We start from the raw sequence: 22,558 nt of genomic DNA, 5'->3' as shown, positions 1-22,558 counted from the left end.
AAAGGAGGATAGAATATGGAAAAGAAATTACTAACGCTCAATGTAAACGGGCAGGATTATGAGCTATATATAAACCCGAAAACACTTTTAGTGGAAGCGATAAGAGATCATATAGGCTTAACAGGAACAAAAAGGGGATGTGATACGGTATCCTGCGGTGCATGTACATTAATGATCGATGGTATGGCCATAAAGTCATGTTCGGTACTTGCAGTACAGGCAGAGGGTCACCAGATAACCACTGTTGAAGGGCTGGAAGTAAACGGAGAACTGGCGCCTATCCAGAAGGCATTTATTGATAACGGTTCCTACCAGTGCGGTTTTTGTGCTCCTGGTATGATTATGTCTGCACAGGCATTGCTCAATGAGAGCAAGAGTCTTACCGAACGGGAGATTAAAGAAGGCATTGAAGGAAATATATGCCGTTGCACCGGCTATAATAGCATTGTCCGGGCAATAGATGGAGCGGCAAAAGGTAAATATACGGAGGCAAAATCATGAACAAATACACCGTAATCAACCCACACTCAAAATTCACGGTACTAAATACCCATGTCCATAATATAGACGGCGTAGCAAAAGTGACCGGCAGGGCAGAATATACCTTCGACATTAAGCTGCCGGGTATGCTCTATGGTAAAATTCTACGCAGCCCGCACCCTCATGCAAAAATTCTGAATATTGATTACAGCAGGGCGATGGAGATTCCAGGTGTTTATGGTGTTGTGACAGGCAAGGATACCTTGGGAATTAAACAGGGTATATGGCGGCGTTACAAAGACCTTTGCGATGAGCAGATACTGCCCGTCGATAAAGTCCGTTATATTGGTGAGCCTGTTGCAGCAGTAGCTGCCATAACCGAAGAAATTGCAGAAAAAGCTCTTGACTATATTGATGTCGAATATGAAGTACTCCAGGGAGTTTATGAACCGCTTGACGCTATAAAGAAAGATGCACCTGAAATACATGAAGGATTCGAGCGTAATATCAATGTTACCCGCCATATCGAGTGGGGCGAAGTGGAAGAAGCATTTGATGAAGCAGAGTATGTCAGAGAAGACTGGTTCAAGTGCGGCGGCCAGGCACATATGTGTATGGAAACCCGCGCAGCCGTATCAAGTTATACTCCTGAGAAAAAAATGACCATTTATTCATCCAACCAGTCTGCTTACTATATGCAGGCACTTATGGCCGGTGTACTCGGGATGAGAGAGGGCGATGTGCGTGTCATAGCTCAGTATGTCGGCGGCGGTTTCGGCGGCAAATTTGAACTCGACGGCGCAATCTTCTGCAGCGCTATACTTTCCATGAAGCTCTTCAGACCTGTTAAGATTATTTATACAAGAGAAGAGGATTTCATTGCTACAAAGCGTCGTACCCCCATGTTCTACTATGTGCGGACCGGCGTGAAAAAAGACGGCACCTTCTGTGCCCGTGAAGCCAAGGTGTTTACTAACGGCGGCGCATACACGGGTATGGGTGCAACAGCGCTTTACCTTACAGGCTTTTTTCACTCTTTCCCTTACAGATGGAAGGGCTACCGGTATGATGGCTACAGGGTATACACCAATACATTGCCATCTACATCAATGCGCGGTTTCGGCGCTCCTCAGGCTATGTGGTGTTCGGAGCAGCAGATCGAATGGATCGCCGCTGATCTTGGGCTTGATCCTATAGAAATGAGAAGAAAAAACTCCCACTATGAAGGCTACGAAGTACCGGGCCAGGCAACAATCGCCAGTTGCGGCATTGATCAGTGCTACGATGAAATCAAAAAATGGATCGCATCAAAAGGCAAATTGCCGGCAAATAGATCTATCGGCCTCTCTGCCTGTGGTTTTATGTCAGGCGGTATCTTCAACTGGTTTGACACCCCTTACTCATTCTCCTCTGCAGTAGTTACCATTAATCAGGACGGAACTGTGGAACTGCATATAGGCGCACAGGAAATAGGCCAGGGTTCAAATACGACAATGGCCATTATCTGCGCAGAGGCACTGGGTGTTAAAGTAGGAGATATTAAAGTACATTCGGGCGATACCGATCACTGTCCTGCCGATCTCGGCGCATGGGGTTCAAGACAGACCCTTATGACAGGCAATGCTACAAAGATGGCAGCAGAAAGTGCAAAAAAACAGCTTCTTGAGTTCGCATACGCGCAGTCAGGATTAAACATTGTATACGACCTTGATATAAAAGACGGATGGGTACATGCCATTGCCCGCCCGGAAAGAGGTGAAGAATTCGTTCAATTAGTAAGGAAGGCGCTCCGCGGTAAAGACGGTCAGAGGATTGTCGGCAGAGGCTACTATACACCTCACCGTAAAGGCATGATCTCCCCGGCATACAGTTACATGCTTCAGGGTGTTGAGGTTGAGGTTGATGAGGAAACAGGGAAGATCACGCTTGTCGACAGTATGACAGCTCATGACTGCGGTCAGCCAATCAACCATCTCGGGCTTATCGGTCAGCTTGAAGGTGCATTCTCCATGGCTGCCGGCTATGGTTACCTTGAATACATGCCCTACGAAGACGGCAAGTTAATGAACCCGAACCTGGTGGATTACAAGATGATCCGTTCCACAGAGATGCCCCCGGCAAACATTGCAGAGATTGACACATACGAGCCGGAAGGACCATACGGTGCAAAAGAAGCCGGCGAAGGTCTTACCAACCCGACTGCCGCAGCAATAGGCAATGCGCTTTTCCATCGTTTTGGCATACAAATGAAGGAATGCCCTGTAAGGCCTGAGATGATTCTCAATGCTTTAAAGGAAAAGAAAGAAAAAGAAGCACAAGGGAAATAATAAACGAGGAGGAATAAAACATGAGCGATCCGACAAATGATCCCGTAATTTGCCCTGTATGCGGTAAAAAAGCAAAAACAGGCAGTGCAATAGATTGTGCCAGACATATGTTCGGCACAGGCGATAAGCCTCACAGAGAGTGGGTTAATGCTCAGGGCCTGTCATTCATAGACCTTTTAATTGATCAGGCAACAACCCCTGGAAACGCGAGCTATCAGATTTTGGCCGATGTCATTGAAAAAACACGTCCAAAAAAGTAAACGGTAATCAGAAAGATAGCGATGAAGATTATTTCTATGAAAAGGAGGTTTTAATGGTTATTGAGGGAAGTTTTACGGTAGATGCACCAATTGATAAGTTGTTTGATTTTATGCTGAAACCGGAAAGTATCATGACATGCATACCGGGAACAGAATCAGTCAGGATTATTGACGATAATTCCTATGAATGCATTGTAAAGCAGAAGGTCGGTATTATTACAGCAAAACTGAAGTTCATAAACAGGATGACCAAAGTTGAGAAACCGACGCACCTTGAGATTGAAGGAGAAGGCGAAGATGTAACAAAGCTTGGTCATTTCAAGAACAAGACCTCTGTAGATCTTAAAGAAGTATCACCAGGCAAAGTTGAAGTTGCATACAAGTCTGATGTAAGTATTGTTGGCAAACTTGCCATGTTCGGCGACAGGATTATGAGAGCAAAGGCAAAAGATGTCGAAAAGGATTTCACAAAAAACCTTCAGGAAAAGTTAAAAGCAATAGTATAAAACCTTTTCCAAGAAGTATGAAAAAAACAACAGGGTTTCTCAATCGAGAAACCCTGTTGTTTTTTTCATATGTGTACCTTAAAAGACTGAATCTGCTTTTTAGAGAAGGTGTTAAAGTGCTTCAGGTTTAGAAGAAAATAACGGTCAAACTCTCCTGTATAGACTAGATTAACATGGGTAATGAATCGCACATTGGGAGGAGTTCATTAAGTATTCCTTATATCTTTCTCGATGTTCTGCGTGAACGGCAATCATATGTTTTTATGAATGATGGATTGAAAAGAAAGAATATGGAAAAAGACCATCAATAATAGGGTGCAAGAGACATTAATAAAAAAATGGGGAGCTTGTAGCTCCCCATTTAAATGCTTTTGCTGTTTCTTCTTAGAAGAAATAGATAGCGCCGATTCTGAAACTGTGGTTTATGCCTTTCGTGTCATAAAAGTTGGCGTTGGCGATATTCGCTAGGTTTGCATAGCGTGTGTAAACATTGATATACTCAAAACCTACCCTGAGTGCAGGACTGACATCGTACATGATGTTGGCAGTAATCTGCTGGTTGTTCCGTATTTCTGCAAGACCAGCAGCAGCAGCAGCACTAGGACTCTGAGCCTGGCTCCAATTCTGAACCATATAGCCGTAGAAACCGTTTACAAAGACATTATTGGTTAAGTAATATTGAAGATGTGCATAACCGCCTGATATAGTCGGTGCGGCAATGTCAGCGGTAATAGCATTTCCATAAGCATAAGCGAAGCCGCCACTGTTGGGTGCAAAATTGAGCTGATTGCCCGTGTTCTGACCAGTAAAGACACTAAATGCTGCCAAAAACGCACCTGCCTTATTTTCTTTCTTCTGGGGAATTACGGGGATTATAGCTTTTGCTTCCCATAACCAGGAAGTAAGGTTTTTGTCGCTAATTTTCTGTACAGTAGTAGCGGTACTGGCCTGTGAAATATACTGTGTCCTTGTTTTTCCGATAAATCCACCGGTGCTGAAGAGCATCTTCCAGGGACCTACAGTTCCGCAGGAATCGGTGGACCATGTGATATCACCGGCTAAAAAGGGCATTCCGCTTAAATTAGCGCCGGCTGGTGCTCCGCCTGGGCCACCACCATTCATATTACCGCTGTTTATCACGCCAATATTTATGGCCCAATTCTTGCCGAACATCTGATTGAACATTATCTGCTGTGTATTCGGAGTCCCCTTGTTATATGCGGTTACTGTAGAGAAGTTAAACGCATTGCCAGACCAGGTCGGCATCGTACTGGTAGGCGAAGGGAGCTGACCTATAGTAAGGCTTGATGACGGCCACATGAGTTTCATGAATGCAAATTTCATGTCAAATGAACCAGCATTGACGGCCGCCCACTGCCCGGTAAAATCACCGGATAGAAAGGCCATTGTCTTTGCGCCCCATGCATCCGGACCTTTTATTAGGAAGTTAAGTTCTGTCTGAGCGGCACTCATGAAAAAATTGCCTGTTTCGTCGGGCATGTTCTGATTTGACATGTAGCCAGTCCTCTGGGCAGCGAGAAGAGCAGAACCTATATTCTGAGTGTTGTAGCCTGTCTCAAACTCTATATAACCGCCAATCGTTACGTCCCACCTGCTTGTTGCGCTTCCTGCATAGGTAATTGCAGGTACTGCAAGAAATAAAGCAAGCATAATAATAATAATCTTCTTCATTCCTACCTCCGTTTTTGTTTTTAATTTACTAAATTTACTATTAGGAAAACTATTGAAAATAAGCACTTCACCTCCTTTTATTAAATATTTTTAATTTATAGCAATGATGCAAATATTTGTCAAGAAAAAAATTAAAATATTTTAAGAAATGGTGATGAACTCTTAAAAAGCTCAAAACCGTTGCTATGCTAAAGCTTTTCATCTTAAGTGTTTTAATCGGGGAAATTGAGTCGGAACTGCTTTTGGCATTATCCTTTTTATTGACATACGATTTGGTTTATATTATATAAAACACACGCGGGAATAACTCAGCGGTAGAGTGCAACCTTGCCAAGGTTGAAGTCGCGGGTTCAAATCCCGTTTCCCGCTCCAAAAAAAATAAAATGTCGCGGGTTAAAGCATTGCCCGCTCGAGAAAAGTCAGTCGATAGTTATTAGTGAATAGTCGTTAGTAACTTATCAAAAAGATTAAGCTATTCACTATAACTAAATTAATTCTTATTTACTAAAGTTAAGCGGCGGCATAGCCAAGCGGTAAGGCGACGGTCTGCAAAACCGTTATTCTCCGGTTCAAATCCGGATGCCGCCTCCAATTATTCCAATCCCAAATCAAACACTTATGACGATCTGCCGGAACAAAAAGAAATGAAAATCTATTTTCAGGGAAAACAACAGCAATCATAAAGATATAGTCAGAAGAATTTATCAATCTTTATTCAATAACAAAATCCCACACGGTGTCTTCAATCCAGATGCAATAGTAGCCTCTACCTATTAACGCCTTAGGCTTTAAAATATAAAGATCACTGCTTTTATTTTTAATGTCAATCTCTATGTCTTTTCCAAAAGCGAAACGAGGCTTTCCTACAGAAGATGCCTGGAAAAAGAGAAGGGGGTTAAGAGTTAGTATATCTATGTTATATTTGCCAAATACGATGAAATATTCAATATTCTTAAGGAAAAAATGTGCAGGGTTATTGCTTTCAATAAAAAGTAACCCTTGTTCATTGAAAACCATATTCGGCAAAAGCCTGATTAAGGATTCGTCTGTTTTAATATAAACGCCAGGCTCCTTAGGTTTGATATTGTCGTCTTTTCCATACAGTGGAGCTACAACAAGTAGAACAAGGAGCATGCAAATACATATTGTAGATATAACATTAACAGTTTTCATATATATTATCTCCATGATATCAGGTTGTTAGACTCAGCTTAAAACAGGTTCATAACCCTTCTGTTTTAAGAAAAAGGGTCGACTGAATATATGTTTGTCTTCAGCCCTGCTCTTTTTTCTTTTTGTAATCCTCAAGGGCAACTTTTAGAGCTTCTTCTGCAAGAACCGAGCAGTGCTGTTTTGCCGGTGGTAAGCCTCCCAGTGCCTCTGTGACGGCTTCATTCGATATGCGGAGCGCCTCATCTATCGTTTTGCCTTTTATAAGTTCCGTTGTCATACTGCTTGATGCAATTGCTGCACCGCACCCGAAGGTCTTGAATTTAGCATCTACTATCTTATCGCCCTCGATCTTCAGATATAGCTTCATAACATCACCACAGGCCGGATTTCCTACCTCTCCTACACCGTCAGCATCCTCTATCTCGCCCATATTTCTCGGGTTCATAAAATGGTCCATCACTTTGTCACTATATGGCCCTTTTGCCATTTTATACCTCCTTTCCCATACTTATTCCTGATTTTCTGGCTTTTTCGTAAAGAGGCGACATCCCCATCAGCCGTTTTACAATGCCCGGTATAACAGAAAGGACGTGCTCCACTTCTTCTGTTTTGTTGTCCTTTCCAAGAGAAAAAGAAATAGAACCGCTGCATATCTCCGGTGGCACACCCACTGCGGTGAGCACATGTGATGCCCTCAAGCCTGTTTCGTCAACCGCCATCATGTTTGAAGCACAGGCGCTACCGCTTGCTGAAGCAATTCCGTTCAGATTGAGCCATAAAAGTAAGGATTCACCTTCAACAAATTCAATCCAGAAACTTGTATGACCAGGCAATCTCTTAGTCGGATGACCTGTGAAATGTATATATTCTATGGATGATGCAAGGCCATCCCATAGCCTCCTTGATAATCTTGTTAATCCTTCCACTCTTTCGTCCATCTCTTCCATAGCGATACGGGCAGCCTCGCCAAAACCGACAATTCCAGGAACATTTTCTGTACCTGCTCTGTAACCCATTTCCTGAGATCCCCCCTGTATAAAAGATATAAGTTTTGTACCTCTTTTCATATATAGGGCCGCAACTCCTTTAGGACCGTAAAACTGATGAGGAGATATGGTCATTGTATCAACGCCCAGGTTTTTTACATCAACCGGTATTCTGCCACAAGTTCCTGTGCCATCTGAGTGTAGTAATACGCCGCGTTCCATTAAAAACAGAGCAATTTCTTCAATAGGCTCAATTGTTCCTATTTCCAGATTGGCATGCATGACTGATACAAGTATTGTATTATCAGTTAACTTGTTCTTTAAGTCTTCGAGGTCAACTATGCCGTAATTGTCTACCTTTATAAAATCAACTTCAAAACCAAATTTTCTTAGGAAATCTGCCTGATTCATAACAGAATAATGTTCAATATCCGAAATGAGTATCTTCTTCCCCTTATCTTTGTTGGCAAGTGCCAATCCTTTTATGGCTAAGTTATTCGATTCGGTGGCTGAGCCGGTAAAGATAATCTCTTCTTTTTCTGCATTCACGAGTTTTGCAACTTTATTCCGCGCCTCATCTATGGCCTTATTCGGCATCCCGCCTTCCTCGATAAGGGCTGATGAAGGGTTTCCAAATTGTTCGATGAAATAAGGCAGCATTGCATCAAGCACCTGTCGGTCTACAGGTGTTGTTGATGCGTGGTCTAAATATATCCTATCCATGTTGGAAATATAACACAATAAAATTATTTTGTGAACCTTAATTGAATTGCACACAGCAGCTCTGTAAATCCTTCCTGTATCATAAAATCTATGTAATTTTAAGATGGAGGAGACAGCATTTTTCTTGTGTTTTTGACGATATTTTGGTAAAAATAACAATTATTTTAAGTATTTTAGCATAACTTATTAATTGAGGAGGTAACAGTGCAAAAAAGATATCTGCTCGCACCCGGACCAACTGCAATACCGCCGGAAGTGCTTCTGAAAATGGCTGAGCCGATGATTCACCACAGAAATCCTCTTTTCGAGACAGTGGTGGAAGATGTAAGGTTAAATCTTAAATACCTCTTTGGAACGAAGAATGAGGTCTTGATATTTACATCCTCCGGCACCGGCGCGATGGAGGGTGCCGTAACAAACATGCTCTCCCCGGGAGATAAAGCTATATGTATACGAAGCGGAAAATTCGGGGAAAGATGGACCAATATTTGTAAGGCCTACGGTGTTGAAGCAATAAATATAGATATCCCTTGGGGAGATATCCTTGATCCTGCTGTTGTAGAAAAAACTCTGGAAGCTAACACTGATGCAAAGGCTGTATATATGCAGGCTACTGAAACTTCAACAGGGGCAAGATTTCCTGTCAAAGAAATTGCGGCTATTGTAAAAAAATACCCAGGCACACTGATGGTTACAGACGGCATTACCGGCGTCGGCATATTTGAATTGCCCATGGATGCCTGGAATATTGATATTCTCATCGGCGGTTCCCAGAAAGCCCTCATGCTCCCTCCGGGCCTTGCCTTTGCAGGAGTCAGTGATAAGGCATGGGAATTTAATAAGACATCAAAAATTCCAAAGTTTTATTTTAACTGGGCGAAAGAACTTGCAAATTTGCAGAAAAATCAAACCAATTTTACTCCTGCAATTTCACTTATTATTGGTTTAAGGGAGTCTTTGCGAATTATAAGGGAGGAAGGACTTGAAAATGCTTACAAGAGGATCGACGGTCTTGCACGGGCAACTCGTGAAGCGGCAGAAGCAATAGGTTTAAAAATATTCGCAAAAGACCCTAGCCCTGCTGTAACTGCCATTTGTGCGCCTGACGGGATTGACGGTCAGGAAATCTATAAAATGCTCTGGAAAAAGTATGGAGTTACCGGAGCAGGAGGACAGGGCCAGTTAAAAGGCAAGGCTTTCAGGATTGCGACCCTTGGTTATGCAGACAAATATGATGTTATAACTGCTATCGCTGCCCTTGAATTTACATTGAGAGACCTGGGATATAAGTTTCAGATGGGTTCAGGCGTTGCAAGGGCAATGGACTGCTTAAAAGACTTATGATGATTAAAGCAATAATTTTTGATTTTGATGGTACGTTGACACCATTAAGCCTGGATTTTGCCTTTTTAAAGGGGGAAATAGCGAACATTGCAAGAAGATACACGACAGAAGAGATAATAAAAAAAATAGAAAGCAATTTTATCATTGAGATGATTCGCAAGATCGAGGAGAGGCTTGATGGGACATCAGCAGCCGAAGAATTTCAAAAAAAGGCCTTTGACCGGCTCAAATTCCTCGAACTTGAATCAGCAATGAATAAAGATGTTTATCCCTATACAAGAGATGTACTAAAAAATCTGAAAGTTAAAGGAGTAAAGACAGGTATTATTACAAGAACCTGCATTGATGTTGTAAGACGTGTTTTTGTTGATATAGATAATTACATCGATGTAACTGTAACAAGGGAAGACACAAAACATGTCAAACCCGATCCTATTCACGCATTCGCAGCGCTCCGTATGCTTGGCGTTCTCCCTGACGAATCGATGATGGTGGGTGACCATCCCACTGATGTAATGGCCGGTATAGGGGCAGGCATGATGACTGTGGGGGTGCTTACCGGTAGGACACAAAGAGAAGATTTTGAAGAAATAGGCGCAACCTTTATTATGGATGATATAAGGGACATACTCAATTTGGAAGTCATTAAGTCGTAATAGATCCATACAGGCAAACATGTGAGCGAGAGGGGGTGGCTCCAACGGCTTTGCCGGTGGAGGGGGCGACGTGAGCCCCGGTGTAAATGAAGGTAAGTGTGATAAATAGCTCACAAAGTGAGCGAGAGGGGGTGGCTCCAACGGCTTTGCCGGTGGAGGGGGCGACGTGAGCCCCGGTGTAAATGAAGGTAAGTGTGATAAATAGGGTGTAAATGAAGGTAAGTGTGATAAATAGCTCACAAAGTGAGCGAGAGGGGGTGGCTCCAACGGCTTTGCCGGTGGAGGGGGCGACGTGAGCCCCGGTAATAGAAAATAAACATCTTTCATAAATAATTTACTGACATCGTTTAAGAAATATGTATACAATATATTGTAAGGAATCATGAAAGACGAACGCAATAACTTGATAAATGTTGCGGATTGGATAACAAAATGGGCGAAGATCCAACCTGAAAAGATCGCAATAATTTCTGAAGGAAAACCATATAAATACTGTGAATTAAATTCAAATATCAACAAGCTGTCTAATTTATTTCTTCAACTGGGTATAAAAAAAAGTGACAGAGTTGCTCTTTTGATGCGTAATAGCAGACAGTATATAGAAATATTTTTTGCATTGTCCAGGGTCGGAGCTATTCTTGTACCCCTCAATTGGCGGCTTGCATTGCCCGAACTTACATTAATTGTACAGGACAGCGGTGCGGATATTGTTATATTCGATTATGAGTTCATGGGAAATGCAGAAAAGCTGAAGAGAATATTGCATGTGCACACCTATATTGCTTGTGAGCCCGGCGAAGATTCAAAAGGACAGGAAACACCTTCCTGGGCGATAGATTATGCAAATTATTTGCAGCGTTTTCCTGAAACCAAGCCTGATTTATCATGGTCAGCAGGAGACGATGACCCGCATATACTTATGTATACTTCCGGTACCACGGGTTCGCCTAAAGGTGCAGTGCTTTCGCATAGGAAGACATTTTTTAATGTCCTTAATGCAGGCATATATTATGACATGACAAAAGCGGATATAGGAATTGTAGTAAGACCACTTTTTCATTCAGGCGGGCTTATTGTTGAAATGGCGCCAGTTATTTACAGAGGCGGTACTATTGTCATACAAAGAAAATTCCAGCCTGAGGATATACTTAAAACTATAGAAAAATACAGAGTTACGGTCCTGGAATTGCCTGCAATTGTTTATAGCTTTATACTTAATGAATGCAGGATAGAGGACTACAACCTCAGTTCTCTAAAATGCTGTTTTACAGGCGGAGAAAGAGTCCCTGTATCTCTCTTAGAGGCTTACGCTAAAAAAGGCCTCACGCTTTCCCAGGTATATGGACTTACGGAAGCTTCCACTCTTTTCTGGCTGCCTATGGAAAATGCAATTGAGAAAATGGGTTCTGTAGGACAACCGGTGATGCATAGTGAGGTAGGTATTTTTGATGAAAATGGAAATCATGTCAAAATAGGAGAGATAGGAGAGGTTGTTGTAAAAGGGCCGATAGTCATGAACGGATACTGGAACAGGGATGATTTAACTGACGAGGTAATAAAAGATGGCTGGTTTTATACAGGCGACCTTGCAAGGATAGATGAGGATGGTTTTGTTTATATTGTTGACAGAAAAAAGGATATGTTTATCAGCGGTGGAGAGAATGTTTATCCGGCAGGGATAGAGAAAGTGCTTCTCAGCCATCAGGCCATTGTTGATATAGCAGTTGTAGGTGTGCCAGATGAAAAATGGGGTGAGGTAGGCAGGGCATTTATTGTGGTCAGAAATGGGCATTCTATAACAACTGACGAAATTTATCAGTTTTTAAAGGATAAGCTCGCAAAATATAAAATTCCAAAATATATAGAATTTGTTGATAAATTGCCAAAAACAGCATCAGGAAAAATAAAGAAGCTTCTTTTGAAGGAAACTGAAAACAAAACTGATTGACATTTCTGGCTGTTATTGCTATAAATCAGGTCAGTGGGGCTGTAGCTCAGATGGGAGAGTACTTGACTGGCAGTCAAGGTGTCGAGGGTTCAATCCCCTTCAGCTCCACCATTATTTTCAGATATTCAGGCCATCTTATTGATGGTCTCTTTTTTTGTGAGGCTGATAATACATATATTTTAGGTATAACTTTTGAGGTGTGCCCTGAGGTCGTGGGATATATGCGACTCCAGTTCAATCCATGTTTATTTTGTCGCCATCTGCGAGATAGTTTGTGTAAAAAAATATTAAGTAAGGAGTTTTTTATGGCAAAACACTCCCATCGTTTCGTAGAAACTTTTGAAGGTTTTTCAGGATATGGTCTGGACAGGAAATCCGATGAGAATACAGTGCAATTGTATCTGCAGAAGTTTTCTGATGACCATTTGATGAAAACAATTTTAAAACGGATGACCGATGACGATTTGACTGAGATATTTGAGATTACAGGTAAAATGTTGAAAAAATATCTAACTGAGCCTGAATATCATCAATTGTTTCTCAAAGATTAGAAAAGATAAATCACAAAAGTACTTTTATCCTGCACAAGTTTCTATGTTACTGAGAAGATTTTTCATTGCACTCGAATTATTAGTTTTTCATTCTAAAAGACAGGCTTCTTTCAAGACAAATGGATCGTACTATATAATACGTCGAGGATTGCGAGGAGGAGGCAACAAAGTTATATGATTGAAGGCGAATTGGTATAAACTGGCTCTACGGTCTGCCCCCTACCGAAATATCAACCATCTTATCAATAGAGAGATATTTCCTTGCCGCTTTATCCACATCTTCTTTCTTTATTGCCTGAATGTGTTTCGGCCATACCTTGAAATACCCTGGTTCCCCTCTGTATATCGTATCAAGACACATACTCATAGCTTTTACGCTGTTGGCCTGCATATGTATATAGTGTGTTCCGATAAGATATCTTTTGGCATCCTCAACTTCTTTTTCTGTAAATCCTTCTGATAAAATCCTTTCTATTTCGGCATACACTATCTTCCGCACTTCTTCAGTCAGTTTTTTATCTGTCCCGATATATATGCCCATCCCGCCAACTTCATAAGCCATCTGGTTGAAAAATGTCAGCGCATAGGCATAAGGTTTTTCTTCTCTCAATATCTTGTGTATTCTTCCTCCCATACCGGATAGGACTGAATCCATTACCTCTACGGCATATCTGTCTTCACTGAGCACGCCCGGGCCTAAAAAACCGAAAACAAGATGTGTCTGCACTATTTCTTTATCTATATGCTGTATGCTCTTCTGCACTGCCGAAACCGGTTTATTCTGCAGAAAACTGGCCTCGCCCGACCAGTCTGAAAACATCTTTCGAAAAAGACTTTCGATCTTTTTCTCATCAACATCACCTGATATAGCCAGTACTGCATTTGAAGGGGTTATAAATTTTTTATAGACTCCTTCAAGCTCATCAAGTTTTATGGACCCTATATCAGGTTCTCTGCCGACAGGGTCTCTACTATATGGATGCCCTTTGTACAAAATTTCATTGAACCGTATAAATGTATAACCTACCGGGTCATCATCCTGCTGCCTGATCTCAGAAAGGACATCTTCCTTGACTTTTTTCAGTTCATCTTCCTTTAAACTGGTCGAAGTAAGCAAATCCTTAAGAAGACCGAAAACTTCCTCAATATCCTTGCTAAGAAATTTTCCGGAAAGTCCGAAAGTGTTTTTCCCGCTGAATGCAGATACGTTACCGGCAAGGAAGTCTATTTCCTGTGCAATTTTTGTTGCATCCTTGTCTTTTGTGCCTTTTAACAACATTTTGGAGAGAACGTTAAATATGCCGTTCTTTCCCGGAGCTTCTTCTTTTACTCCGCCAATGAAACCTGCCCGAAAGGCAAAAGTCGGCGATGCCTGTTCTTTGTTTACGACGCATTTTAATCCGTTTTTTAGCTGGAATGTATAGGGATTGGATGCACTTTTCGGCAGCAATGCAGCAAGGGCTTTGTATTTCCCACTAATATACTTGTCCATTACCATTATTATATCGTCCCTGTTAACCTGGTCTATTTTTGCCAAAAATTTGTCAACAAAGTACGGATCGCCTGTTAAAGTCTGAAAATTACCTACCTGTCTTGCTTTTCCCTGAACTGTCTCTATTGAATATACATATGACGCCTTAATCATGTTTTTCGCTTTCTGTATTTCCGATGGCGTTGGCCCTTCCTTTCGCAACACTGAAACCTCTTTTTCTATCTCTGCAATTATCAAAGGATAATCCTTGCCTTTAAAAGTTGCATAAAAAACGAACAAGCCTTCTCCTTTAGGGTTAAACAAGTATGTAGAACTGTCAGTAACAATCCCTTTTTTGTTTTTTAGTTGTTTCTGAAGACGAGAGCTTTCACCTTCACCGAGGATTGTCCCCAAGACCTCCAATGCAGGTATATCTTCATGTGTTATAGAAGGAACATTATACGAAAAAGCAAGATAGCTCTCTTTTATATTTTTCTCAATAATTTTGATCTTTTCCCTGTTTCCAGTTACATCATTATCCTTTTTGTTTTCAAGGGTTGCTTTGTCTCTGCTGTTATCTCCTGCAAAATGTTTTTTTATCAATTCATCGGCCTTTGCCTCTTCAAAATCGCCGGTTATGACAAGAACCATATTGTCAGGTGTATAATGCGTTTTAAAATATTGACGTATATCATCCCTGCTTATATCTTTAACAGTATCTTCGTATCCTATGATAGGTCTGCCATAGGGATTGTCCTCATAGCTCAGGGAAAACAGCTCTTTAAAAAGCTTCCGTTGAGGATCATCTTCTCCCATTTTGATTTCTTCAAGGACAACCTTTTTCTCTTTAGCAATCTCATCTTCCGGAAAGGCCGGGTTCTTTACTGCATCAACAAGTATCGTAAAGCCTTCTTCAAAGGCATTTTTTGGTATCACAACATGATAGACAGTATTATCATGAGAAGTAAACGCATTAATATTGCCACCCAGCGATTCTATTTTTGAAGCCATCTCATTGGCCTTCACCTTATCCGTGCCTTTAAATATAAGGTGCTCAATAAAATGGGTGATGCCCGCAATTTTTTGTTCCTCATATATGCTGCCTGTTTTCACCCAGACCTGAACCGCTATGACACCAGTGTTTTTTTGCTGTTCAAGGATATATTGCAACCCGTTATCCAATGAAAATATATTCATAGAATGCACCGTCCCGCTAAAGAGTGATATGCAAAAGATACAAGCAAGGAAGATAACTTTACACAAAATAAAAAAAAGGCCCTTAAAGGGCCTTTCTCCCTTCATTGAAGGCTTTGATATTTAGCTCATGAAGCTTTTCTTTCATCAATCCCTTAATTGCATTTATCCATGCCGCTTCCTTTATTTCAGGAAAAAATTTGGAGAAGGCGCCGATGAGAACCACATTTGCAGCTTGCACGTTCCCGAGTTTGCCTGCAATTTCCTGTCCGTTTATCACATTAACATTCTCTTTAAAGTATTTTTTGAATACTTCCTCAACACCTTGAGGATACTTTGCCAGACCAAGGTTTACTGCTGGTGGAAAAACTTCCTGCTTATTGATTAAAATCTTTCCGTCTGCTTTTACCCAGTTTATATATCTGAGGGACTCAAGGAGTTCAAAGGAAAGAAGAAAATCAACATCTCCATATTTGATAAGAGGTGAGTACACCTTTTTCCCGAATCTGAAATGGGTGGTAACATCTCCGCCCCTTTGTGCCATTCCGTGGACTTCGCTCTTCTTTACATCGTAGCCGGCGTTAAGAAATACCTCGGTCAAAATATTGCTTGCGAGGATTGTGCCTTGACCACCGACACCTGAAAGAAATATATTCGTAACTTTATCATTTTTTTTCATCATCCACCTCCTCACCTTTTACCGGGAACAATGGCTTCGTATTTACAAATCTGAGTACAGATATCACAACCTACGCAGACTCCCTTGTCAATAAACACAGTTCCTTTTCTCTTGTGGCCATCCTTTGTTGCCCCTGCCCCTTCTCTCCAACTGATTGCAGGACATCCTATCTCAAGACACATTTTGCAGCCTCTGCAATTATCTTCATTGATTACAAAGAACGGGTTTTTGAATTTCCTGTTTGCCCGCTTCAGCATAATACAGGGGCTGTTTACTGTGATGATTACTGAAGGCTCATCCTTTGCCAGCTCTTCTTTTATTATTTTCGTGGTCTCTTCTAATTTGTAAGGATCAACCTTTTTTATGCTTTTAACGCCCAGAGCCTTTACAAGTACTTCATAATCGACCATATTGGTAGATTCCTGCCTTACAGTAAAACCTGTGCCTGCATGTTCCTGATGGCCTGTCATGCCCGTTATTCTGTTGTCAAGGATGATAGTGGTGGAATTTCCCTTATTATACACAACATCCATTAGAGGCGCTACACCGCTGTGCAGGAAAGTGGAATCACCGAGAACAGCACACATCTTTCCAAGCCCTTCTTTCCCGAATACCTTCATTGCACCGTGTGCTCCTCCAATACCTGCGCCCATACATATACAAGTGTGGAGCGCCTGAAGCGGGGGTGCTGCTGTAAGGGTATAACAACCAATATCACCGAAGACAAAAGTGCCAAGCTTCTTCAATGCATAAAACAAGGCTCTGTGTGAGCAGCCTGCACATAAATTTGGCGGTCTTCTTGGCAAGTCTTCTGGTTTTATCTTGATTTTCGGTGCTTTGTACTTCTTGCCCTTCAAAGCCTGCTCAATAATCTCCGGGGACAGTTCGTACATATTAGGTATCAGATCCTTTCCATGGAATACCTTGTAACCCATAGCTTTTATCTCTGTTTCAAAGAACGGATCAAGTTCTTCGACGATGATAACCCTCTTTACCTTCTTATAAAATTCTGCAATCATCTTTTTTGGAAGCGGCCATATCATGCCAAGCTTCAGGAAAGAGTATTCCGGAAAAACCTCTTTTGCATAGAGGTAGCTTACACCGCTTGCAATAATGCCTATACTTGGATCATTAATCTCCATCTTGTTAAATTTAAATCCATCTGCATAGGCTTCAAGTTTTCTCATTCTTTCTTCAATAAATTTACGTCTTACACGGACATATGCCGGCACCATGACATATTTAGTTGCATTCTTCGGATCAAGCCCTATCGGTATCTTGGATTCTTTCCTGTCTTCAAGCACTACAGGAGAATCGGAATGCGATACTCTTGTTTCGCCGCGCAGCAATACAGGTGTATCAAACTCTTCGCTGATATCAAAGGCAATCTTTGTAAAATCTTTGCACTCCTGAGCATCGCCTGGTTCCAGCATGGGAACCTTTGCAAATCTTGCCCAGTTGCGACTGTCCTGTTCGTTCTGCGAGCTGTGGACATTAGGATCATCAGCTACAACAATTACCATACCGCCTTTAATCCCTGTATAGGCAAGCGTCATGAAAGGGTCTGAGGCAACGTTCAATCCGACATGCTTCATTGAAGCCATAACTCTTGCACCTGCTATTGACGCTCCACTTGCAACTTCAACCGCCACTTTTTCGTTGGGAGACCATTCAGCATAAATATCGGGATAATTGTCGGCAATTTCCTGTAATATTTCACTGCTCGGTGTTCCCGGATATGCAGATGCGAACTTTACGCCTGCTTCCCAGGCGCCTCTTGCAATTGCACTGTTTCCTTGCAGCACTTTTATCTCTTTTTTCATATTGCCCCCATTCGGCTTTTCAGCCAAAAAATTTTATTTACAGTAACTTTTCACCTCCTTTATCATCTTTTTATATCAAAATTATTTGCATTAAATGACTATTTCATTATTATTTTCAACAGAAAAAATGGCTTTTGTCAAGAATATAACGCAAATTCAGATTCATAATTTGTATACGGAATTTCAGATTGGATGTTTTATATGAATTCCCATGTTATCACTCTTACGGATGATGTCATGTCTTAAATGTCGGAATATGAGGCAAGAAACTTCACAATTTCGTAAGTACCTTCCAAGCCTTCTTTAAGCGCTTCAATGGATATTCTCTCATTTTTGCCATGCATCCTGAGAAACTCATCGTTTGTGAATGTTGCCGGGAAAAAACCATATGACAGAGCTCCAAGGTTCCTGAAATAACGCAAATCTGAAGCACCGGTCATTAAAAATGGAAGGACAGGAATAGGCCCTTTCAACTTTTTTACAATCTGCCGGATACCGCTGAAATAGTTGTTATTATATCCTGATGGGACTGATTTGCTTGTCCCGGACCCGATCTGCTCAATTTCAACATCATCTCCGCATAGTTTCTTGATTTTCTTAAAAAACGCATCATGACTTTCTGTCGGCAGGAGCCTTGCGTCAAAATATGCCTGTGATGCAGCAGGAATTACATTAACCTTGTCGCCGCCTTTCAGTATTGTAAGGGTAACCGTATTTCGTAATAATGCATTATACGAAGGATCATCCTCCAGAAAGTTCATGAAATGCTCATTTTTAAGCATCTCTTTTAAGTTGGTATATACAAAACCCTTGCCTTTTTTGCCCTTTAAAATACCGTTCATATACGCATTTACAATGCTGGTTGGCTTAAAAGGCCAATCATACGACAATATTGCTTTTGCAGCATTTACAATTTTTTCGTTTGCATTGTTTCTGTGCGGTTTAGACCCATGGCCGCCTATTCCTGTTGCCTTAATCATAAACTGACTTAATTTTTTTTCATCCACGGCAATCTGGGCATGTTGAAAACCACCATCGCTTATAATACATCCACCTTCACTCAGTACAAAAGAGGCGTCGCTAAGCTCCCTGACCTGATGCAGCATATATTCTAATCCGTATTTCCCGCCCACTTCCTCATCGCAGGTAGCAAGGAAAATTATATCTCTTTCCGGTATAATGCCTTTTTTATATAATTCGATGAATGAGAGAAGCTGGCACACGATCTGCGCCTTCATGTCAATTGCGCCTCTTCCGTACATAAACCCATCTTTTATCTCCGCACCAAAGGGGTCTGCTTCCCACTCGTCGGCTATTGCCGGCACAACATCAACATGGCCAAGCAATATGACAGGCTTGCCTTTCTTTTTCCCTTCAATACGTGAAATAATATTTGCTCTTTTAGGGACAGGCAAATAGATTTCTGTGCTTAGACCTTCTTTTTGAAGGATATTTTCAAGGAAGAGGATGGCCTTTTCTTCATTACCCGGGGGATTTGAAGTGTCAATTTTTATAAATTCTCTTAATATTTCTGTTGCAATATCAATTTTTATCATAACAAACCCTGTTTTTCCCTGTATTTTTTGATTTGTACATATTTTCATCAACAATCGTTATAATTTTATTTACGTCCAACCCCTGAGAAAAAGGGGCCGCCCCGCCGCTAATAGTAATCTTTATACTTTTATCTTCGTATAAAAAATTTTCATTTTCTATATCTTTTCTTAAACGTTCGCTAACCTTAACTCCCTGCACTAAAAATGTCTCCGGCATGATTACCAGAAATTCTTCCCCGCCATATCTTCCAACCATATCAATGACTCTCAAGCCATTTTTTAATATCTCTGCAACTCTCTTCAATACGTAGTCTCCTGCAAGATGTCCGAACGTATCATTAACCTTCTTAAAATCATCTATGTCAAAAAGTGCAATTGTGAGCTGGGAACCGTACCTTGTTGATCTTTCAATCTCATCTTCCAGGGCATTAACAATAAAAGCATGGTTATAAACACCTGTAAGACCGTCATAAATAGAAAGATCTTTAATTTCATTAAAAAGCCTTATCTTTTCAAGTGTTAAGGAGACATGAGAACAAAACCTGTTGAATATGACCTGTTCATCAGAAGTAAAAGGCAGAGCCCTGAACAACCCCGCATAGCCATATACCCGGTTCTTTGATGAAAAGTCGGATACAATATATACAAAATCTTTTTCGTCGGAATCGGGAACTGATTTGTCAATATCAATAATTACTTTTGCCCGTGTTTCCACAGATGATAATTCGATTATTTGTTTTAAAAAAGTATTTGATACAAAATCCAAAAGCTGCTTGCTTGCCTCAATGTTCGGAGATATCTGCATAACGACTGCGTCATCCTTCTGCATTAATGACGCAAATACATCAAAAGAAATAAACGTTTTGATGAGAGTATAAAAGTTCTCCATCACAAATACCGGATCTTCAGTCTCCCCGATCATATGATGAAGGTTTTTTAAAAAATCGAGCTCAATTAAATTTAACTTTTCAGTTTCACGCTGTTTATTTACTTCCTGCATCAACTCGGATGCCTTAAGGAACTCACTGTAATAAATTATTGCGTTATTTACGATATGATACAATTCCTCCAAGCTGTTAAAGGGCTTTGTTAAAAAAGAATAAGCTCCCCTCCTTAAAGACTCAAGATTCTTCTCTTTATCAGCATATCCTGTCATCATGATAACAGGCAAATTCGGTCTTAACTTTTTTATCTGTTCTAAAAGATCAATCCCGGAGATTTTAGGTAAACGAATATCAAGAAGGACTGCAAATGGGTTTTTTTCTTTTAATTCCTTCTCTATGTCAGGTGGCGTACTGTATGTATAGGAGGTTACTCCGTAGTCGCTAAAATACTCTTTTAAAACAATATTCAGATCATCATCGTCGTCAATAATTAATATTCGTTTGTTTTTCATATTATAAAAAAAGAAGGGGGGACATATCCCCCCTTGCTTTTTGTTACTTCTTAGTTTTCTTTTCCTTTTTCGAAGTTGTCTTTTTTGTAGCTTTTTTCGGTGTCGCCTTATCTCCCTTCATTCCACACGTTGCCACAATAACCACCTCCTTTTTAAAAAATGATATTTTAATTAAAATATTTTGTCAATAATTATATAGAAATGACTTCTTTAACTTCAGGTATTTCATCTTTAAGCTGTTTTTCTACTCCCATTTTTAAAGTCATCGCACTCATGGGGCAACTGCCGCATGCTCCCCGAAGCTTAACCTTTACTACACCGTCAACCACATCAATAAGCTCTATGTCTCCCCCGTCTCTCTGTAAAAACGGCCTTATTTTCTCTATTGCTTTCTCAACTTTTTCTTTCATTGTGACCTCCTGTTTTGTTATTAAACCCTATGTAAGGATTTTTTGATTATAATTTTAAAAGGCTTTATAAATATTTCCTATTTGTATAAACTTTGAATCCACGCAGGAACAGGTTTTTCCGGACTTTATGTTTATATTTAAAGCTTAATGCTTCCTCAAAATGAGGAGGGATTTTATTCAACTTCTATTTTTATCTCCTTTGGCACTGCTTTTTGGGACTTTGGAACAGTTATCTTAAGAACACCATCTTTATATGTTGCTTTCGCTTTATCTCCTACCACTTCGGTGGGAAGCTGTAAAACCCTCTGAAATGTACCATGCATCCTTTCAGATCTGTAATAATTTTCCTCTTTTGTTTCTTCCTCTCTTTTTCTCTCTCCCTTAATTGTAAGCTTGCCATCAACAATAGATATGGAGACTTCCTTCGGGTTTATAGCAGGCAGGTCAAGCGTTACCACAACATCCTTTTTGGTCTCATTCACATCCACAGCAGGAAGCCAACCACCCTCCTGTATCGACGGAAAGCCTGTTCTCCCGAAAAAGTCTTCAAAAAGTTTATCCATTTCATCTTTTAATGTCGGAAATCTCAGCTCCCATAAACCTCTTCCTGGCACTAACGTCATAATGGTTACCTCCGTATATTCTATTTATTTATATTACTTTCCATTAAAGATTTCTTCCAAAAACTTACGATACCCAGGGGACGGAAAAAAAGTTGAACCATCTCCCATTCTTCTTCGCCCATTTTGTTGAATAAACTCGACAGATTGTCAAGCTGCTCCATGCCTACTTTATGAACCTCGCACTCACCATCAGGACGACATGCATATACAATATTATTTTCCGGGTCAATAACAACGCCTTCTTTACTTAAGTCTTCCATAGAAAATATCTTTACCAAATATTCATATTTCATCTTAGTTTACCCCGTTTTTTAATCTGTATAAATACATTCACGCTTACTGTTGAAGACTTTTTGTTTTTCAGCTTCAGAAATATGCTGCTTGAAATGGAATGTTTTATTTGCATTATTAATAAATAATAATGCACCGTATCTGTTTTTTAAAGGGGTTATGAGACCTATTCATCCATTTTATTCATTAAGCTTTTTTCTCAGAATATCGTTTGTTTTCAGAATTTCATGTGCATCTTTGCCGGCAATCTCCCAGCTATACACACCTTTTCCGTCTTTTTTAAGCTTGATCTTTACTTCACCTTTCATGTTTTTCTTAAGTTCATCCATCTCTTTTTTGTATTGGACTTCATTGCTTTTTTCATCTGCAACATTTTGCTTTAATGTAACATCTGTTCCTTTGCTGCAGGAAATAAGCAAAAAAATAAGTAAAAAAATCATGAGGAATCTCATAACCTCATGATATAATT

The 22,558-nt window shown here is 40.6% G+C and carries 21 protein-coding genes and 3 tRNA genes; 11 read left to right on the top strand and 13 right to left on the bottom strand.

Annotated elements, in window-relative coordinates; translation table 11 throughout:
• Positions 1–15 precede the first annotated feature (15 nt).
• From NT010_00720 to NT010_00705, 4 genes are read left to right on the top strand one after another with little or no spacing between them, the layout of a single operon-like run.
• Entirely contained in the window at positions 16–501 is a 486-nt protein-coding gene (locus NT010_00720) for a (2Fe-2S)-binding protein (GenBank protein ID MCX5804577.1), read from the top strand.
• Positions 498–2,807, top strand: coding sequence for a xanthine dehydrogenase family protein molybdopterin-binding subunit (locus NT010_00715; GenBank protein MCX5804576.1), 2,310 nt, complete (start codon positions 498–500; stop codon positions 2,805–2,807). Before NT010_00720 ends, NT010_00715 begins: the two co-directional genes overlap by 4 nt.
• 20 nt (positions 2,808–2,827) lie before the next feature.
• The gene (locus NT010_00710; GenBank protein ID MCX5804575.1) at positions 2,828–3,067 is read left to right on the top strand and encodes a hypothetical protein; all 240 of its coding nucleotides are present in this window, start codon (positions 2,828–2,830) and stop codon (positions 3,065–3,067) included.
• A 53-nt stretch (positions 3,068–3,120) separates the two neighbouring features.
• Positions 3,121–3,573: an SRPBCC domain-containing protein gene (locus tag NT010_00705; GenBank protein MCX5804574.1), complete on the top strand. Its 453-nt coding sequence runs from the start codon at positions 3,121–3,123 to the stop codon at positions 3,571–3,573.
• Between the two features lie 384 nt (positions 3,574–3,957).
• Here the strand turns inward: NT010_00705 and NT010_00700 are convergent, their stop codons facing one another.
• Positions 3,958–5,265, bottom strand: coding sequence for a hypothetical protein (locus NT010_00700; protein MCX5804573.1), 1,308 nt, complete (start codon positions 5,263–5,265; stop codon positions 3,958–3,960).
• A 297-nt stretch (positions 5,266–5,562) separates the two neighbouring features.
• Between NT010_00700 and NT010_00695 the strand changes: the two genes are divergently transcribed.
• Positions 5,563–5,637: transfer RNA gene (locus tag NT010_00695), tRNA-Gly, on the top strand.
• Between the two features lie 144 nt (positions 5,638–5,781).
• Positions 5,782–5,856 (top strand) — tRNA-Cys (locus NT010_00690).
• Between the two features lie 120 nt (positions 5,857–5,976).
• Here the strand turns inward: NT010_00690 and NT010_00685 are convergent.
• The 3 genes from NT010_00685 to NT010_00675 form a co-directional block, all read right to left on the bottom strand.
• The gene (locus tag NT010_00685; protein MCX5804572.1) at positions 5,977–6,438 is read right to left on the bottom strand and encodes a hypothetical protein; all 462 of its coding nucleotides are present in this window, start codon (positions 6,436–6,438) and stop codon (positions 5,977–5,979) included.
• 100 nt (positions 6,439–6,538) lie between these two features.
• Positions 6,539–6,925, bottom strand: coding sequence for a Fe-S cluster assembly scaffold protein NifU (nifU, locus tag NT010_00680; GenBank protein ID MCX5804571.1), 387 nt, complete (start codon positions 6,923–6,925; stop codon positions 6,539–6,541).
• Between the two features lies 1 nt (position 6,926).
• Positions 6,927–8,147, bottom strand: coding sequence for a cysteine desulfurase family protein (locus NT010_00675; protein MCX5804570.1), 1,221 nt, complete (start codon positions 8,145–8,147; stop codon positions 6,927–6,929).
• Between the two features lie 204 nt (positions 8,148–8,351).
• Between NT010_00675 and NT010_00670 the strand changes: the two genes are divergently transcribed.
• The 5 genes from NT010_00670 (at position 8,352) to NT010_00650 (ending at position 12,646) form a co-directional block, all read left to right on the top strand.
• Positions 8,352–9,491, top strand: coding sequence for an alanine--glyoxylate aminotransferase family protein (locus NT010_00670; protein MCX5804569.1), 1,140 nt, complete (start codon positions 8,352–8,354; stop codon positions 9,489–9,491).
• Positions 9,488–10,147: an HAD-IA family hydrolase gene (locus NT010_00665; protein MCX5804568.1), complete on the top strand. Its 660-nt coding sequence runs from the start codon at positions 9,488–9,490 to the stop codon at positions 10,145–10,147. The genes NT010_00670 and NT010_00665 overlap by 4 nt, the downstream gene beginning before the upstream one ends.
• 382 nt (positions 10,148–10,529) lie before the next feature.
• A complete protein-coding gene (locus NT010_00660; protein ID MCX5804567.1) occupies positions 10,530–12,095 on the top strand; it encodes a long-chain fatty acid--CoA ligase in 1,566 nt (521 codons plus the stop codon).
• Between the two features lie 35 nt (positions 12,096–12,130).
• A tRNA-Ala gene (locus NT010_00655) sits at positions 12,131–12,206 on the top strand.
• Between the two features lie 194 nt (positions 12,207–12,400).
• A complete protein-coding gene (locus NT010_00650; protein ID MCX5804566.1) occupies positions 12,401–12,646 on the top strand; it encodes a cytoplasmic protein in 246 nt (81 codons plus the stop codon).
• A gap of 205 nt (positions 12,647–12,851) precedes the next feature.
• On the opposite strand, the gene NT010_00645 is transcribed toward NT010_00650, so the two are convergent.
• The 9 genes from NT010_00645 to NT010_00605 form a co-directional block, all read right to left on the bottom strand.
• On the bottom strand, positions 12,852–15,314 hold the full coding sequence (locus NT010_00645; GenBank protein MCX5804565.1) for a pitrilysin family protein: 2,463 nt from the start codon (positions 15,312–15,314) through the stop codon (positions 12,852–12,854).
• A gap of 82 nt (positions 15,315–15,396) precedes the next feature.
• The gene (locus NT010_00640) at positions 15,397–15,993 is read right to left on the bottom strand and encodes an indolepyruvate oxidoreductase subunit beta (GenBank protein MCX5804564.1); all 597 of its coding nucleotides are present in this window, start codon (positions 15,991–15,993) and stop codon (positions 15,397–15,399) included.
• 8 nt (positions 15,994–16,001) lie between these two features.
• Positions 16,002–17,813 (bottom strand): indolepyruvate ferredoxin oxidoreductase subunit alpha, encoded by a 1,812-nt coding sequence (iorA, locus tag NT010_00635; protein ID MCX5804563.1) that lies wholly within the window; start codon positions 17,811–17,813, stop codon positions 16,002–16,004.
• 242 nt (positions 17,814–18,055) lie between these two features.
• The gene (locus NT010_00630; protein MCX5804562.1) at positions 18,056–19,369 is read right to left on the bottom strand and encodes a M20/M25/M40 family metallo-hydrolase; all 1,314 of its coding nucleotides are present in this window, start codon (positions 19,367–19,369) and stop codon (positions 18,056–18,058) included.
• On the bottom strand, positions 19,356–20,765 hold the full coding sequence (locus NT010_00625) for a diguanylate cyclase (GenBank protein MCX5804561.1): 1,410 nt from the start codon (positions 20,763–20,765) through the stop codon (positions 19,356–19,358). Before NT010_00625 ends, NT010_00630 begins: the two co-directional genes overlap by 14 nt.
• A 191-nt stretch (positions 20,766–20,956) precedes the next feature.
• Positions 20,957–21,175 (bottom strand): NifU family protein, encoded by a 219-nt coding sequence (locus NT010_00620; protein ID MCX5804560.1) that lies wholly within the window; start codon positions 21,173–21,175, stop codon positions 20,957–20,959.
• 173 nt (positions 21,176–21,348) lie between these two features.
• A complete protein-coding gene (locus tag NT010_00615) occupies positions 21,349–21,798 on the bottom strand; it encodes an Hsp20/alpha crystallin family protein (protein MCX5804559.1) in 450 nt (149 codons plus the stop codon).
• 20 nt (positions 21,799–21,818) lie between these two features.
• Positions 21,819–22,091 (bottom strand): hypothetical protein, encoded by a 273-nt coding sequence (locus tag NT010_00610; protein ID MCX5804558.1) that lies wholly within the window; start codon positions 22,089–22,091, stop codon positions 21,819–21,821.
• 177 nt (positions 22,092–22,268) lie between these two features.
• Entirely contained in the window at positions 22,269–22,529 is a 261-nt protein-coding gene (locus NT010_00605) for a hypothetical protein (GenBank protein MCX5804557.1), read from the bottom strand.
• Between the last annotated feature and the right edge of the window lie 29 nt (positions 22,530–22,558).

Source organism: Pseudomonadota bacterium, assembly GCA_026388275.1.
GTDB lineage: Bacteria > Desulfobacterota > Syntrophorhabdia > Syntrophorhabdales > Syntrophorhabdaceae > JAPLKB01.
This window is presented reverse-complemented; position numbering and strand designations above follow the sequence as displayed.

Excerpts from the sequence above, each read along its gene's own strand:
- NT010_00700 (MCX5804573.1), bottom strand. The coding sequence starts at position 5,265 with ATGAAGAAGATTATTATTATTATGCTTGCTTTATTTCTTGCAGTACCT.
- NT010_00630 (MCX5804562.1), bottom strand. The coding sequence starts at position 19,369 with ATGATAAAAATTGATATTGCAACAGAAATATTAAGAGAATTTATAAAA.
- iorA (MCX5804563.1), bottom strand. The coding sequence starts at position 17,813 with ATGAAAAAAGAGATAAAAGTGCTGCAAGGAAACAGTGCAATTGCAAGA.
- NT010_00675 (MCX5804570.1), bottom strand. The coding sequence starts at position 8,147 with ATGGATAGGATATATTTAGACCACGCATCAACAACACCTGTAGACCGA.
- NT010_00625 (MCX5804561.1), bottom strand. The coding sequence starts at position 20,765 with ATGAAAAACAAACGAATATTAATTATTGACGACGATGATGATCTGAAT.
- NT010_00610 (MCX5804558.1), bottom strand. The coding sequence starts at position 22,091 with ATGAAATATGAATATTTGGTAAAGATATTTTCTATGGAAGACTTAAGT.
- NT010_00660 (MCX5804567.1), top strand. The coding sequence starts at position 10,530 with ATGAAAGACGAACGCAATAACTTGATAAATGTTGCGGATTGGATAACA.
- nifU (MCX5804571.1), bottom strand. The coding sequence starts at position 6,925 with ATGGCAAAAGGGCCATATAGTGACAAAGTGATGGACCATTTTATGAAC.
- NT010_00615 (MCX5804559.1), bottom strand. The coding sequence starts at position 21,798 with ATGACGTTAGTGCCAGGAAGAGGTTTATGGGAGCTGAGATTTCCGACA.
- NT010_00705 (MCX5804574.1), top strand. The coding sequence starts at position 3,121 with ATGGTTATTGAGGGAAGTTTTACGGTAGATGCACCAATTGATAAGTTG.
- NT010_00685 (MCX5804572.1), bottom strand. The coding sequence starts at position 6,438 with ATGAAAACTGTTAATGTTATATCTACAATATGTATTTGCATGCTCCTT.
- NT010_00710 (MCX5804575.1), top strand. The coding sequence starts at position 2,828 with ATGAGCGATCCGACAAATGATCCCGTAATTTGCCCTGTATGCGGTAAA.
- NT010_00645 (MCX5804565.1), bottom strand. The coding sequence starts at position 15,314 with ATGAATATATTTTCATTGGATAACGGGTTGCAATATATCCTTGAACAG.
- NT010_00665 (MCX5804568.1), top strand. The coding sequence starts at position 9,488 with ATGATGATTAAAGCAATAATTTTTGATTTTGATGGTACGTTGACACCA.
- NT010_00605 (MCX5804557.1), bottom strand. The coding sequence starts at position 22,529 with ATGATTTTTTTACTTATTTTTTTGCTTATTTCCTGCAGCAAAGGAACA.
- NT010_00650 (MCX5804566.1), top strand. The coding sequence starts at position 12,401 with ATGGCAAAACACTCCCATCGTTTCGTAGAAACTTTTGAAGGTTTTTCA.
- NT010_00620 (MCX5804560.1), bottom strand. The coding sequence starts at position 21,175 with ATGAAAGAAAAAGTTGAGAAAGCAATAGAGAAAATAAGGCCGTTTTTA.
- NT010_00720 (MCX5804577.1), top strand. The coding sequence starts at position 16 with ATGGAAAAGAAATTACTAACGCTCAATGTAAACGGGCAGGATTATGAG.
- NT010_00715 (MCX5804576.1), top strand. The coding sequence starts at position 498 with ATGAACAAATACACCGTAATCAACCCACACTCAAAATTCACGGTACTA.
- NT010_00640 (MCX5804564.1), bottom strand. The coding sequence starts at position 15,993 with ATGATGAAAAAAAATGATAAAGTTACGAATATATTTCTTTCAGGTGTC.